At 64.1% G+C, this 13,975-nt stretch carries 16 protein-coding genes; 2 read left to right on the top strand and 14 right to left on the bottom strand.

All coding sequences use genetic code 11. From position 1 onward, the window contains the following. Positions 1–6: 6 nt before the first annotated feature. The 7 genes from FJ964_RS17710 to gcvA form a co-directional block, all read right to left on the bottom strand. Complete coding sequence (locus tag FJ964_RS17710; RefSeq protein ID WP_140551586.1) at positions 7–1,485, bottom strand: mannitol dehydrogenase family protein; 1,479 nt, start codon at positions 1,483–1,485, stop codon at positions 7–9. Between the two features lie 162 nt (positions 1,486–1,647). Beyond that, entirely contained in the window at positions 1,648–2,418 is a 771-nt protein-coding gene (locus FJ964_RS17705; RefSeq protein WP_140551585.1) for an L-iditol 2-dehydrogenase, read from the bottom strand. After that, positions 2,415–3,419, bottom strand: coding sequence for an ABC transporter ATP-binding protein (locus FJ964_RS17700; RefSeq protein WP_140551584.1), 1,005 nt, complete (start codon positions 3,417–3,419; stop codon positions 2,415–2,417). Before FJ964_RS17700 ends, FJ964_RS17705 begins: the two co-directional genes overlap by 4 nt. 60 nt (positions 3,420–3,479) lie before the next feature. After that, positions 3,480–4,304 (bottom strand): carbohydrate ABC transporter permease, encoded by an 825-nt coding sequence (locus FJ964_RS17695; protein ID WP_140551583.1) that lies wholly within the window; start codon positions 4,302–4,304, stop codon positions 3,480–3,482. Between the two features lie 11 nt (positions 4,305–4,315). Continuing rightward, positions 4,316–5,188 (bottom strand): sugar ABC transporter permease, encoded by an 873-nt coding sequence (locus FJ964_RS17690; RefSeq protein ID WP_140551582.1) that lies wholly within the window; start codon positions 5,186–5,188, stop codon positions 4,316–4,318. Between the two features lie 125 nt (positions 5,189–5,313). Continuing rightward, entirely contained in the window at positions 5,314–6,624 is a 1,311-nt protein-coding gene (locus tag FJ964_RS17685; RefSeq protein ID WP_140551581.1) for a sugar ABC transporter substrate-binding protein, read from the bottom strand. 213 nt (positions 6,625–6,837) lie between these two features. Continuing rightward, positions 6,838–7,743, bottom strand: coding sequence for a transcriptional regulator GcvA (gene gcvA / locus FJ964_RS17680; protein ID WP_140551580.1), 906 nt, complete (start codon positions 7,741–7,743; stop codon positions 6,838–6,840). Between the two features lie 110 nt (positions 7,744–7,853). Between gcvA and FJ964_RS17675 the strand changes: the two genes are divergently transcribed. Further along, a complete protein-coding gene (locus tag FJ964_RS17675; protein ID WP_140493424.1) occupies positions 7,854–8,039 on the top strand; it encodes a hypothetical protein in 186 nt (61 codons plus the stop codon). Positions 8,040–8,086: 47 nt separating this feature from the next. On the opposite strand, the gene FJ964_RS17670 is transcribed toward FJ964_RS17675, so the two are convergent. Then, on the bottom strand, positions 8,087–9,046 hold the full coding sequence (locus FJ964_RS17670; protein ID WP_140551579.1) for a sugar-binding transcriptional regulator: 960 nt from the start codon (positions 9,044–9,046) through the stop codon (positions 8,087–8,089). A gap of 255 nt (positions 9,047–9,301) precedes the next feature. Here FJ964_RS17670 and FJ964_RS17665 point away from each other — a divergent pair, with 255 nt between their 5' ends. Continuing rightward, positions 9,302–9,934 carry an HAD family phosphatase gene (locus FJ964_RS17665; protein ID WP_140551578.1) on the top strand — a complete coding sequence of 211 codons (633 nt, stop codon included), beginning with the start codon at positions 9,302–9,304 and terminating at the stop codon, positions 9,932–9,934. A gap of 270 nt (positions 9,935–10,204) precedes the next feature. On the opposite strand, the gene FJ964_RS17660 is transcribed toward FJ964_RS17665, so the two are convergent. The 6 genes from FJ964_RS17660 to FJ964_RS17635 form a co-directional block, all read right to left on the bottom strand. Then, positions 10,205–10,972 carry a class II aldolase and adducin N-terminal domain-containing protein gene (locus FJ964_RS17660; protein ID WP_140551577.1) on the bottom strand — a complete coding sequence of 256 codons (768 nt, stop codon included), beginning with the start codon at positions 10,970–10,972 and terminating at the stop codon, positions 10,205–10,207. 76 nt (positions 10,973–11,048) lie between these two features. Further along, positions 11,049–11,690, bottom strand: a complete 642-nt coding sequence (ureG, locus tag FJ964_RS17655) for an urease accessory protein UreG (protein ID WP_140551576.1) — start codon at positions 11,688–11,690, stop codon at positions 11,049–11,051. Then, positions 11,687–12,127 carry a DUF3995 domain-containing protein gene (locus tag FJ964_RS17650; protein ID WP_140551575.1) on the bottom strand — a complete coding sequence of 147 codons (441 nt, stop codon included), beginning with the start codon at positions 12,125–12,127 and terminating at the stop codon, positions 11,687–11,689. The genes ureG and FJ964_RS17650 overlap by 4 nt, the downstream gene beginning before the upstream one ends. Beyond that, positions 12,124–12,795 (bottom strand): urease accessory protein UreF, encoded by a 672-nt coding sequence (locus FJ964_RS17645; RefSeq protein ID WP_140551770.1) that lies wholly within the window; start codon positions 12,793–12,795, stop codon positions 12,124–12,126. The genes FJ964_RS17650 and FJ964_RS17645 overlap by 4 nt, the downstream gene beginning before the upstream one ends. Next, positions 12,788–13,363 (bottom strand): urease accessory protein UreE, encoded by a 576-nt coding sequence (gene ureE / locus FJ964_RS17640; RefSeq protein WP_140551574.1) that lies wholly within the window; start codon positions 13,361–13,363, stop codon positions 12,788–12,790. The genes FJ964_RS17645 and ureE overlap by 8 nt, the downstream gene beginning before the upstream one ends. Next, entirely contained in the window at positions 13,360–13,965 is a 606-nt protein-coding gene (locus FJ964_RS17635; RefSeq protein WP_140551573.1) for a glutathione S-transferase family protein, read from the bottom strand. The genes ureE and FJ964_RS17635 overlap by 4 nt, the downstream gene beginning before the upstream one ends. Between the last annotated feature and the right edge of the window lie 10 nt (positions 13,966–13,975).

Here is a 13,975-nt window from a genome sequence, read left to right as displayed (position 1 = left end):
CCCGTGTCAGAGCTTGCCGGCGAGGTAGCGCGTCAGCGTGGCGCGCGTGCCATCCATCCACAGCACGTTCAATGCATGCGCGAAAGCCTCGACGAATGCGGTGGCGCGGCCGACATCGCCATAGATGTCGTCCATCGCAAGCCAGGCGGCGGGCGCCTCCTTCGCTGCCTTTGCCGTCGCCTGCAAGCGGTCCCAGCTCGGGTCGTTGGGCTCGATGACCGCGCCGCTATCCGTCGTGCCGAAGCAGTAGCGGCACCACAAGGCTGATTCCAGCGCCAGCCCGGCGACGCTCTTTCCCGCTTTCAAGCGGTCGGCGATGGTCGGGATGATGAATTTCGGCTGGCGATTGGAACCGTCGAGACAAAGCCGGCGCACCGTGTCGCCGATCTTGGGGTTGGAAAAGCGCTTTTCGATGAGCTGGTAATAATCCTCCAGGACCGTGTCCGGCACCGGGGGCACGGTCGGAATGATCTCGTCGTGCTCGAGCTTGTCGAGGAAACCGCGCACCAGCGGCTCCTGCATCGCCTCATGCACGAAATGGATGTCCATCAGCCCGGCCGGGTAGGCGATTGCTGCGTGGCCGCCATTGAGGATGCGGATCTTCATCAACTCATAAGGGGCGACATCCCTGACGAACTGCACGCCGACTTTCTCCAGCGGCGGACGGCCATCGGTGAAATTGTCTTCCAGCACCCATTGCCGGAACGGCTCGCAAAAGACAGGCCAATTGTCCTCGACGCCGAAATCCTTGGCCAGGATCGCGCGTTCGCGGTCCGACGTGGCCGGCGTGATGCGGTCGACCATCGCGTTCGGGAAAGCGACATTGCCGCCGACCCAGGCCGCCAGGTCCTCGTCGATCAGACGGGCCAGCCCGATGACGCCATCCGACGTGACATGGCCATTGTGGGGAATGTTGTCGCAGGACATCACCGTGAACGGCACGATGCCGTCGCCACGGCGCCGCACCAGCCCGGCGAGGATGATGCCGAATACGGTCTTCGGCGTCGCGCCCGGTTGCGCATCCGCGACGATATCGGGATGCGTCGGGTTGAACACGCCGGAGGCCGGATCGATGAAATAGCCGCCTTCGGTGATGGTCAGCGATACGATCTTGATCGCCGGATCCGCCAGCCGTTCGATGATGGCGGCGGCATCGCCCGGCGTCAGGAAATCGATCATGGCGCCGGTGACGCGGGCGCTCATATGTCCCTCATCCTGCTCGACCACAGTCGTCAGCCAGTCCTGCTCTTCCAATTTGCCGCGGCCGATCTTCTCGCCCTCGAACACGCCGGCGCCGACCAGCGCCCAGTCATGGCCGATGCCTTGGTTGAACAGCTCGTCGAGATAGACGGCCTGGTGCGAGCGGTGGAAATTGCCGACGCCGAAATGCACGATGCCGGCCTTCAGCGCCGCGCGGTCATATTTCGGACCGGCGACGCTGGCGGGCAGGTTGGCGAGATTGGCGGAAGAGAGTTTCACGGTCATCTGTTTACCCTTTGGCCGGGTTGCGGCCTTCGTTACCCTCCTCTCCCCTTCACCGGGAGAGGGTAGGGAGCGGCACATGCCGTCCGAGGCGATGCGGCCGCCACCTTGATATTGGCCTCTTCTCCCCGCGGGAGGCACGGGGAGAAGAGACCGCCCCCGCCCTCAACTCATCCACTGGCCGCCATCGACATTGTAGGTCTGGGCGACGATGTATTCGGCTTCATCGCTGGCCAGGAACACGGCCATGCCGGCGAGGTCTTCCGGTCTGCCCATGCGGCCATAGGGCACGCCTTCGCCGACCAGCCTCTTCTTTTCGCCCTTAGGCCGGTTCTCGTATTTGGCGAACAGCGCGTCGACCTGGTCCCACATGTCGCTGTCGACGACGCCCGGCGCGATGCCGTTGACGTTGATGCCGTGCTTGATCAGGTCGAGCCCGGCCGACTGGGTCAGCGAGATGACCGCCGCCTTGCTGGCGCAATAGACCGCGACCAGCGGCTCGCCGCGCCGCCCGGCCTGGCTCGCCATGTTGATGATCCTGCCGCCCTTTCCCCGCGCGATCATCGAGCGCGCGGCCGCCTGCAGCATGAACAGCGTGCCGGCGACATTGACCGAGAACAGTTTATCGTAGCTCGCCCGCGAGATCTCGACGATTGGCGCCAGGTCGAAGATCGCGGCGTTGTTGATCAGTATGTCGAGGCCGCCGGTCCTGGTTTCCACCGCCTTCACCGCGGCGTCGATGGAGGCCTGGTCCGTGACGTCGAGCTTCACGGCGTAGGCCGTGCCGCCGATCCCGGCGGCCGTCTTCTCGGCGGCTTCGAGATCGATGTCGGCAATCGCCACCACGGCGCCTTCACGGGCATAGGCTTCGGCGAAGGCCTTGCCGATACCGCGCGCCGACCCGGTGACCAGCGCCGATTTGCCTTTCAGCCTCACGGCGCCAATGCCTTGCCGTCGGGGCCGAAGCGATGCAGCTTGGCCTTGTCGGGCGTGAGATAAATGCTGTCGCCGTGGTGGACGCTGAGTTCGCCGTCGGCGCGCACCGTCAGCGGACCGACACCGTCGGCCTGGACATGCAGGAAGGTGTCGGATCCCAGGTGTTCGGCGACGCCGACCGTCGCCTTCCAGTCGCCCGCCGTGGTCGAGATCGCCATGTGCTCGGGCCGGATGCCGATGGTCTTGGCGCCGTACTTCGCCGCCGGCGCGCCTTCGATCAGGTTCATTTTCGGCGAGCCGATGAAGCCGGCGACGAACAGGTTTTTCGGCGTCTTGTAGAGCTCCATCGGCGAGCCGACCTGCTCGACATTTCCAGCATTCAGCACGACGATCTTGTCGGCCATGGTCATCGCCTCGACCTGGTCGTGGGTGACGTAGATCATCGTCGTCTTGAGCTGGTGGTGCAGTTCGCTGATCTCCAGCCGCATCGTGCCGCGCAGTGCCGCGTCGAGGTTGGATAAGGGTTCATCGAACAGGAAGGCCGAAGGCTGGCGCACGATGGCGCGGCCGATGGCGACGCGCTGGCGCTGGCCGCCGGAAAGCTGGCCGGGGCGGCGCTCGAGATAGTTGGTGAGATTGAGCACGCGCGCGGCGTCCTTCACCTTCCTGTCGATGGTCGCCTGGTCTTCGCCCGCCATCTTCAGCGGGAAGGCGATGTTCTTGGCCACCGTCATGTGCGGGTAGAGCGCATAGGACTGGAACACCATGGCAAGCTTGCGCTTGGCCGGCGCCTCGCCGGTGACGTCGCGGCCGTCAATGTTGATGGTGCCGCCGCTGGTGTCCTCTAGGCCGGCGATCAGGCGCAGCAATGTGGACTTGCCGCAGCCCGACGGGCCGACGAAGACGACGAACTCGCCGTCCTCGATGACGAGATCGATGTTGGGAATGATCGAAGTCGAGCCGAAGGACTTGGAGACGTTCTTGAGCGTGATATTTCCCATGCTTTCCTCCCGGTGGATTTCCGTCCGCCGCCTGGCGCACGCTGCTACTTCACGGCGCCCCTACTTCACCGCACCGAAGGTCAGGCCGCGCACCAGTTGCTTCTGGCTGAACCAGCCCATGATCAGGATCGGCGCGATCGCCAGCGTCGAGGCGGCCGAGAGTTTCGCCCAGAACAGGCCCTGCGGGCTGGAGAAGGAGCTGATGAAGGCCGTCAAGGGTGCTGCTTCCGTCGTGGTCAGCCGGATCGTCCAGAACGCTTCGTTCCAGGCCAGGATGATGTTGAGCAGCATGGTCGAGGCGATGCCCGGCACCGCCATGGGTGTGAGCACATAGATGATCTCGTTCCACAGCGAGGCGCCGTCCATGCGCGCCGCTTCCAGGATCTCGCCGGGGATTTCGCGGAAATAGGTGTAGAGCATCCACACCACGATCGGCAGGTTGATCAGCATCAGCATCACCATCAGGCCGATGCGGCTGTCGAGCAGGCCGGTGTCGCGGAAGATCAGGTAGATCGGAAACAGCACGGCCACGGCCGGCATCATCTTGGTGGACAGCATCCACATCAAAATGTCCTTGGTCCGCTTGGTCGGCGAGAACGCCATCGACCAGGCCGCCGGAATGGCGACCAGCAGGGCCAGGATGGTCGAGCCGACCGACAGGATCACCGAGTTCAGGAAGAACTTGAAATAGCCGCTCTGCGCCTGGACCTCGGAATAGCTTTCCGTGGTTCCCGACGGGAACAGGTTGAAGCCCTGGATCGCCTCCTGTTCCGACTTGAACGAGGTGATGATGGTGTAGAGAATCGGGAAGAAGATCAGCAAGGCGACGATCCAGGCGGCAGCCGTCGCGATCGTCTTGTGCCGGGTTGTGACTGCGCGTGCCATCTTTTCCTCCCTTATCTGTCCAGGTTCTTGCCGACGGCGCGCATGGCGAAGAAGGCGACGATGTTGGCGAGAATGACGGCGATGATGCCGCCGGCGGAGGCCTGGCCGATTTTGAACTCCAGCAGCGCCTTCTGGTAAACCAGGAAGGGGAGGTTGGTGGACGCGTATCCCGGACCGCCATTGGTGGTGACGAGGATCTCGGCATAGACCGAAAGCAGGAAGATCGTCTGGATCAGGATGACGACGGTGATCGCCCGCGACATGTGCGGCAGCGTCAGGTAGATGAAGCGGCTGATGAAGCCGGCGCCGTCCATCTCGGCGGCTTCCTTCTGCTCGCCATCCAGCGACTGAAGCGAAGTCAAAAGAATGAGCGTCGCGAAAGGCAGCCATTGCCAGGCGACGATGATGATGATGGCGGTCAGCGGATATTGTCCGAACCAGTCTATGGGCTGGAGGCCGAAGAACCGCGCTATGTCGGCGAAGACGCCGTATTGCGGATGCATGATCATGTTCTTCCAGACCAGTGCCGCCACCGGCGGCATGACGAAGAACGGCGAGATGACGAGGATGCGCACGATGCCCTGGCCCCACATCGGCTGGTCGATCAAAAGCGCCAGCAGGATGCCGCCGACCACGGTGATCACAAGCACGCTGACGACGATCAGCAGCGTATTGAGGATCGACTGCAGGAAGGCCGGGTTGGAATAGAACAGCGAGTAATTGGAGAAGCCGACGAAGCCGTCGCGGATCGGATTGAGCGGATTGTACTGCTGGAAGGAGAACCAGAGCGTGAGCGCCAGCGGAATGACCATCCAGACGAGCAGCAGGACGACGGATGGCGCCATCATGAAACGGGCAAGCGAACGGGTCTGCTGAGTAGCCATGACGGTCACCCTTCAAGGATCGGACGGAAATTTTCTCGAGCTGTCGGAGGTGGCCGCCCGAACTGGGTTTCGGGCGGCCGTTGCCGGCCATGGTCGGCGACCGGCCTTAGGCACCGGGAGGAGCCTTACTGGATGTAGCCGCCCTCGGTCATCGCCGCGGTTGCGGCGTCCTGGGCCTGCTTCAGCGCGTCGTCGACGCTCGACTGGCCGGCAAGGGCTGCCGAGAACAGCTGGCCGACGGTGGTGCCGAGGCCCTGGAATTCGGGGATGGCGACGAACTGCACGCCGACATAGGGCACCGGCTTGACGGTCGGATGCGTCGGGTCGGCGGCATTGATGGAGTCCAGCGTCATCTTGGCGAACGGAGCCGCCTTCTGGTACTCTGGATTGGCGTAGAGCGAGGAGCGCGTTCCCGGCGGAACGTTGGCCCAGCCTTCCTTCGAAGCGACCAGTTCTGCATAGTGCTTGCTGGTTGCCCATGACACGAACTTCTCGGCGGCATCGGCCTTCTGCGTGCCGGCGGGAATGGCCAGCGACCACGCCCACAGCCAGTTGCCGCGCTTGCCCAGCCCATTGTCGGGCGCCAGCGCGTAACCGACCTTGTCGGCGACCTGCGAGGCCTTGGGATCGGAGACGAAGGAGGCGGCGACGGTGGCGTCGATCCACATGCCGCACTTGCCCTGCTGGAACAGCGCCAAATTCTCATTGAAGCCGTTGGAGGACGCACCCTCCGGCCCGTCGGCCTTCATCAGGTCGACATAGAACTGCAAGGTGTTCTTCCATTCGGGCTGGTCGAATTGCGGTTTCCAGTTCTCGTCGAACCAGCGCGCGCCGAAGGAATTCGACATGGCGGTCAGGAAGGCCATGTTCTCGCCCCAGCCGGCCTTGCCGCGCAGGCACACGCCGTTCACGCCATTGGCGCGGTCGGTCATCTTGTCGGCGGCCTGCTTGATGAAGTCCCAGGTCGGCGCGTCGGGCATCTTCAGGCCTGCCTTCTCCATCAGGTCCTTGCGGTACATGACGAAGGAGCTTTCGCCGTAGAAGGGCGCGGCATAGAGCTTGCCGTCGACCGAGAGGCCGCCGGCGATCGCCGGAATGATGTCCTTGACGTCGTAGTCGTCGCCGAGCTTGTCGAGCGGCAACAACCAGCTCTGCTTGGCCCAGATCGGGACCTCATAGGTGCCGATGGTCATCACGTCATACTGGCCGCCCTTGGTGGCGATGTCGGTGGTGACGCGCTCGCGCAGCACGTTCTCTTCCAGCGTCACCCAGTTGAGCTGGATGTCGGGGTTCGCCTTGGTGAAGTCGTCGGTTAGCTTCTGCATGCGGACCATATCGCCATTGTTGACGGTGGCGATGGTGATGGATTCGGCATGTGCCGCGAACGCGAGCGCGCTGGCCGAGCACAAGCCCAGGATGAGCGTACGAAGTTTCATCAAATTCCTCCCATGGACCAAGATGAGCATTTGCCTTGGCTGTGAGCAATTACTCACTAAGAATGAATTATGTCAAGCCAGATTCGATGGTGCAGCGCACACTCGACGGAGGAGCGCGGATAATGACACGTTGCAAATGGCCGTCCCGCAGGCGCGGACCGGGCGACAACGGCGATTTGGAGGGAGCGCGGTTTTGATCCTGGAGTTAGCCGGTCAGCAGGCGATCTCGGCCAGGATCCAGTCGCGGAAAGCGCGGATCTTCGGCACGTTGCGGCGCGCCTCCGGATAGACCAGCCAATAGGCGTGGCCGTCGTCGCCGACCAGGTCGAAGGGCTGGATCAGCCGGCCGTCGGCGAGTTCCGCCTTGAACAGCGCCCTGGTCAGGATCGCCACGCCATGGCCTGCGATGGCCGCATTGGCCTCATAAGCCTGCGCGCCCATGCTGCTGCCGGGGCGCTTGGCGAGGTCATGGCTTTGTACGCCCGCGGCCTCGAACCATTGCGTCCACCAGATATCGCCGGGATCGAGGATCGGCAGCCGCAACAGGTCGGCCGGTTCCTTGACGCCGCCGATGCTCGCGGCGAGCTTGGGGCTGAGCATCGGCGTGAAATCGGCGTCGAGCAGCTTGTAGGCTTCCAGCCCCGGCCATTTGCCGCCGCCCGAGCGGATGGCAAGGTCGACATCCTCGCGGGCGAAATCCGTGAGCCGGCTGGATGTGTCGAGCCGCACGGCAAGGGCGGGATGCGCGATCTGGAACGAACCCAGATGATGCGCCAGCCAGTTGGAGGCAAAGGTCAGCACCGTGGTGACGCACAGCAGACCGTCGGCCCCGCCGCGCGCCGCCGCATAGGCCTGGCCGAGTATGGCGAAGGCCTCGCTGACCGCCGGCGCCAGGCGCTGCCCGGCTTCGGTGAGTTCGATCTGTCGCGGCCGGCGCAGGAAAAGCGGCGCGCCGACCCGCTCCTCCAGCACCTTGATCTGATAGCTGACCGCTGCTTGCGTCATCGCCAGTTCCTCGGCCGCCTTTGTGAAGGACAGATGCCGCGCCACCGCCTCGAACACCCGGATCGCCTGCAGCGGCGGAAGCTGCGAAACCTGTCGCGAACTGAGGTCCGGCATAAAGCCTCCTTATGGATCCTTATCGACGTTCGATTGGCAAAGGCGGCCGGCACGACCGACATTCAGCCTCGGCCCGTCACTCGGGTTGAAGATAGCGAAGGTTGACGATCATGACCATGGCGCAGCAAAAATGCACTCCCGCTCCGGATCATCGCTGGATTTCATGGCTTGCGGACGGATTCGGCTGGTTCGCGACCAGGAAAAAGGCGCATCTCGATATCAGGGACCTGTCGCCGCACTTGCAGCGGGACCTTGGCTTTCTCGACGGCAACGATCCTTTCGGACGGCACGGATAGCAGGCCCGGATTTTATCGCAAATCGATGTTGCTTCGAGGCTTTCGGCTCATCCGTTCGCCAGCAGGGCGGCGGCGGTTCGTTCGTCGGTGATGAGGCCGTTGACCAGCCGGCGGTTCACGGCCGCCAGGATGCCCGGCAGCTTGCGTTCACCCATTGCGAGCGCGATGACCAGCGACTTCTCGCGTGACGGCAGGGCCGCCGACGACACCCGGTCGTTGGTGATGCCCTCGACCATGCGGCCGTCGCGATCGAACACCCAGCCGACGATTTCGGCGACGCCGCCCGCTTTCTGCAATGCCTTCAGCTCGGCGTCGGAAATGAAGCCGTCCTCGTAGAGCGGCGCCTTCGGGCCGAGGTCGCCGATGCCGACGAAGGTGACGTCGGCCTCCGCGGCCAGCGCCAGCGTCGGCTGGATCATCGGCTGGCTGAGCAGCATCTCGCGTTCCTGCGGCGAGGAGGCGATGACCGGCAACGGCATCGGGAAGGACCGTGCCTTGACCCTGTCGGCCATGGTGAAGATGACGTTGTAGAAAGCGGCCGAACCGTCGGGCGAGATATTGCCGGTCAGGGACACCACCTTGTGCTGCGGACACTCCATTGGCGGCAATTGCTCAATCGCCGCCTTCAGCGTACGGCCGGTGCCGATCGCCAGCACGATCGGGGCCGGCGATCTCAGCCGCCTCTCGATTTCCGCGGCCGCCGCTTCGGCGATGCCGATCGTCGTCGACGAGGAGGTCGGGTCGCTCGGCACCACCTCCACCAGGTCGAGCGCGAAGCGCGACTTCAGGCGGGCGGCGAGGTCGAGGCAGTTGGCGATCGGATGGTCGACGCGCACCTTGATCAGGCCCTCCGACACTGCCAGCGACACCAGCCGCTGCGCAGTCTGCCGCGAGATGCCGAGCGTGGCGGCGATCTGGTCCTGCGTGTTGCCGGCAACGTAATAAAGCCAGCCCGCGCGGGCGGCATCGTCCAACCTGTTGCTGCCGCCCTCCTGCCGGTTGTTCACGTCCTGCCTCCCGAAACCGCCAGTCATGGAAGCGGTCCGCGCCTACTTTCGCAGGGAACCGCGCGCTGCGCAATTGTCAATCGCCAGGGCAATTGCTTGCGCCTGTCGGGACGCGCTCGGCCGGACCATCGTCGGACTGCGCGTTGTGCGGCAGGCAGAAGGAGGATTTCCGTTCCGACAGGTGGCACGTTCTGCCGTCCGGATGGTTTATCTCGCGGGGTAAACCCTTTAAGGGAACGCCAAAAGGAGCGTTGCATGACACCGAAAGCGGTTTTCTGGGACATGGACGGCACGCTGGTCGACAGCGAACCGCTGCACGAGGCAGCCCTGGTGGCGGCGATGCGCAATGTCGGCCTCACGCCCCCGGCCGACCTGCATGAGCGCGTTCTCGGGGTCGCTGCCTGGCCGGTCTATCTGATGATGCGCGACGAGTTCGGCCTGGATCTGCCCTTCGACGAGTGGATCGTCCACAAATACGAGCATTATCTGCCGCTTGTTGCGACATTGAAGCCGCGCCCCGGTGCGATCGAGATCTTCAACGAATTGCGCACGCTTGGCGTGCAGCAGGCCGTGGTCTCGAATTCCGACCGCATGATCGTCGACGCCAATCTGGGCATCGTCGGCCTGACCTATCCCGGCATGAAGACCATCAGCCGCAACGACGTGCGCGAAGGCAAGCCGAACGCCGAGCCGTTCCTGCGCGCCGCCTATCTCGCCGATGTCGATCCCGCGAACGCGGTGGCGATCGACGACAGCTGGCCGGGTGCCATGGCCGGGCTGGCGGCGGGGATGAAGACGATCTTCTGGCCGGAAAAACCGATGGAAGGACCGCCCGGAGCTGTGGTCATCAACAGCGCCGAGGAATTGCGCAGAGAACTGGGGCTCTGAGCTAAGCGCTGGTCGACCCCCACTCCGTCTCGGCTTCGCCGAGCCACTTCTCCCCCGATCGACGGGGGAGGGGAAGGAAGCCAAGCTTTTTGTCATCAACGCTCGTCTAGCAACGCTCCCTTCCTTTCCCTCCGGAGGGGGGAAAGGTGGCGCTGCGAAGCAGCGACGGATTGGGGGAACCACCTGGCAATCAAGCCTCGGGCCGGTCGTTCACGCCAGTCACAAAAGATGGATAGCGTGGCGTAAACGGCGAGAAGGAAGAGTCCGGCTTTAATTCCGATAAACCGGCTCCTGCTCGTCCAAAATCGCCTTCAACTCGCTGAGATGGCGTTCGGCCTGACCGGGATAGTCGTCCATCTCGCTTGCGGCCTTCTCGGCGATGGCGTCGGACAGCGTGCGCAGCGGACGCCCGGTCCACAGCGCCTTGATGTAGGTCTCGGCGGCGCGTTCGAAATAGAACATGCGATTGAAGGCATCGGCCACCGTGTCGCCGATGACCAGCACGCCGTGATTGCCCATCACCATCACCTTGACCTTGGGGTCGGTCAGAAGCTGCGAGCATCGCTCGCCCTCCTCCTCGAAGGCCAGCCCGCCATAATGGGCGTCGACCACATGACGGTTGAAGAACATCGCCGAATTCTGGTCGATCGGCGGCAGCCTAGAATCGGCAAGCGAGGCCAGCACGGTGGCATGGATGGAATGCACATGCATGACGCAGCGCGCGTGGCGAACATTGCGGTGGATGGCGCCGTGCAGGCCCCACGCGGTCGGGTCGGGCGCGTTCGGGCCGGACAGCGTCTCGGGATCGTTGGCGTCGATCACAAGCAGGTCGCTCGCCTTGATGCGCGAGAAATGCACCTGGTTGGGGTTCATCAGGAATTTTGTGCCGTCCTCGTTGATGGCCAGCGAGAAATGGTTGGCCACCGCCTCATGCATGTTGAGCCGCGCCGTCCAGCGGAAAGCGCAGGCAAGATCGACACGCTCTTCATAGAAGGGCAGGTTGGTCAGCGGTTCCTTTTGCAGGCGGGCGATGCTCATCGAAAATCCTCCGGTTTTTTGCAACAATGCCGTGCCCTGTTCGAGCCCGCAACCGGTTTCGGTTGGTGCAGCCAGCTCACGCCGCCGTGCTTGCGCCGGTCCCGACCCTCAAGCCGCCATGCTCGACGATGAAATCGATGACCTCTCGCAACCCCTTGCCGCGCGACAGGTCGGTGAAGCCGAACGGTCGCTTGCCGCGCATGCGGGCGGCGTCGCTCTCCATCACGTCGAGATTGACGTTCACATAGGGTGCCAGGTCGCTCTTGTTGATGATCAGGAAATCGGAACGGGTGATCGCCGGACCGCCTTTCCGCGGGATCTCCTCGCCCTGGCAGACGGAGATGACATAGAGCGTGAGGTCGGCGAGATCCGGCGAAAAGGTGGCGGCAAGATTGTCGCCGCCGGATTCGATGAAGATGATGTCGAGATCGGGGAACTTGCGGTTGAGCTCCGCGATCGCCTGCAGATTGATCGAGGCGTCCTCGCGGATGGCGGTATGCGGGCAGCCGCCCGTCTCGACGCCCACGATGCGCTCCTCCGGCAGCGCCTGCAGCCGCGCCAGCATCATGGCGTCTTCCCTTGTGTAGATGTCGTTGGTGACGACGGCGATGGAGAATTCCTCGCGCAGCGCCTTGCACAGCTTTTCGGTGAGCGTCGTCTTGCCCGAACCGACGGGGCCGCCAATGCCGATACGAAGGGGACCGTTGGGCTGCGTCATGTCGGGAACTCCGTAATGGCGAGGACTGCGAAGCCGAGCCCGATCAGCAGGCACAGCGGCGAATAAAGCCTGATATCGAGCCGCGCGAAAGGCTGTTCCGGTGCCAGCCGGCGCCACCAGGGCGTGAAGCCGGCAATGCCGCGTCCGAGGAACACCAATCCGATCAGCAGCGCGGTGGCGGCGAGGCCTTCCCTGGGAAAGGGCGAGGCAAACACGCCCTCCAGAGCCATCGGCCAGAGCGTCGCCAGCGCCAGGCAGGCGGCGACGGCAAAGCAGGCGAACGGCGCCGGCATCTCGTCGACGCCGTGAAAGCCGACCACCGCATGCGCGCAGGACGCCGCATCCTTGCCCGGCCATATCCCGCCAATGCCCCAATAGACATGCAACGCGGTGATCACCAGCAGGACGAAGGAGAGGACGAAGGCAAGGACGATCATGAGCGGAACAATCGCGAATACTGGGTTTCGTGCTGCATCGCCGTGATATCGGAGACAAAGGCGCAACCGCCGAGATCGTCCAATGTCGAGCGGGATGCGCGGGCGGCGGTCGCAAGGGCCAGCGGCTCGAAGCCGGCGAGCAAACTGGTCGCGCCGCTTTGTCCGACGACACCCAGCCGGATCGCGGCCTGGACGAGGTTGGAGAAGAAGGCCTGCAGGAAGGCGCACAGCGCATCCTGAAGCGCGATACCATTGCCGCCGGCAACAGCGCCGACGGCGATGCAGTACGCACAATCGGCGGGCAAGCACTCCAGCACGGGAGTGGGCCAGGCGGCGGCCGCTTTGAGGAAAGCCGCACCTTGCAGCATGGTCTCGGCATGGCGCTCGCGCGACCCGGCCAACGCCTCGGCCAGTGCGGCGACTTCGGCCGGATCGCCGCCTTCGCGGGCTTTGCGCCAGCCCTCGGCGAACAGCACGGCATCGTTCCAGGCGGAGCCCCTCTCGACCAGCGTTTCAAGCCATGCAGCCAGGCCCGTCGCATCGGCCACCAGCCCATCGTGCACGGCGCGCTCGAGACCATGGCTGTAGGAAAAGCCGCCGACCGGAAAGACCGGCGACAGCCATGCCATCAATCGCAGCAGGGCGATGCCGGATGGCTGGTCAGTCATGGTGATCATGGTGATGATCGTGATGATCGTGGTGGTTGTGCGAATGGCTGTGCGAATGCGCTTCGGCGTGGCTATGGGCGTGGGCATGGCCGTGGTCATGGCCGCCGGAATAGGCGCCGCGCACCGGTTTGAACGGTTCGGAGACCTCGCGCACCGTGGCCCCGAGCCCCTCCAGCATCGCCTTGATGACATGATCGCGCAGGATGAGGATGCGCTCCGCCTCTATCGCCGCCGCGAGATGGCGGTTGCCGATATGCCAGGCCAGTTCCGCCAGATGCACGGCGTCGCGGGCGCGGATGTCATAGACCTCCTCCGGCGCCGCGAAGATCTCGATATGTCGACCATCTTCCAGCACCAGCCGGTCGCCGTCGTTGAGCGCGACGGGCTCCGGCAGGTCGACCAGCACCTTGCTGCCGTCGGACAATTCGATCGCCCGGCGGCGCAGATGCCGCTCGTCATGGGCAAGAACGGCACGTCCGGATGGCGCCGTGGTGCCGGCATTGCCGGAGGTCAGCACCGAGATGGCGCGCGGGAACTTGGTGAAGTCGGTGTTGAGGTTGAGCTTCATTTCATGGCTCCGCCATTGGCTTGCGCCCGGGCACGGGCAGGGCGTGAAAGCACGCGGTCGAAATAGGCGTTGACGCGTTCGGATTCTATTGGAAAGCGGCCGGCTCTGGCCCAGCCGCCCATGTCGCCGAGCAGCACGTCGACAGCCGAGAACCGGTCGCCGAGCGCGAATGGCTTGTCGCCCAGCCGGCGGTCCAGCGCCTTGATCTCGGAGGCGAAATCGTAAGCGGCCGCGGGGCCGACATCGACCCGGACCTCCCTGGGCAGCAGGAAACGGTGGCGCAATTTGTTCCACAATGGCGCTTCCAGCTCGGACTGGGCGAAATGCATCCAGGAATCCATTTCGGCGCGGCCTGCGAGGCCGGGACTGGCGCCCATGCCCTTATCCGCGTGCTTATCGGCGAGATAGACGCAGATCGCCGCCGAATCCGTCAGCGTCAGCTCGCCGTCGATCAGGATCGGCACCTTGCCCGAGGGATTGAGCGCATAGGCTTCGGGCGAGCGCAGGGGAATTTCGACGAATTCATAGGCCTGCCCGAGTTCTTCGAGCATCCACAGAACACGGCTGACCCGGGATCCACGCGATCCGACGGCCTTGTACATGGTTGAACCC

Source organism: Mesorhizobium sp. B2-3-2 (genome assembly GCF_006442295.1).
Lineage (GTDB): Bacteria > Pseudomonadota > Alphaproteobacteria > Rhizobiales > Rhizobiaceae > Mesorhizobium.
Note: the sequence above shows the minus strand (reverse complement) of the source record. Positions and strands in the feature narration are given on the sequence as shown.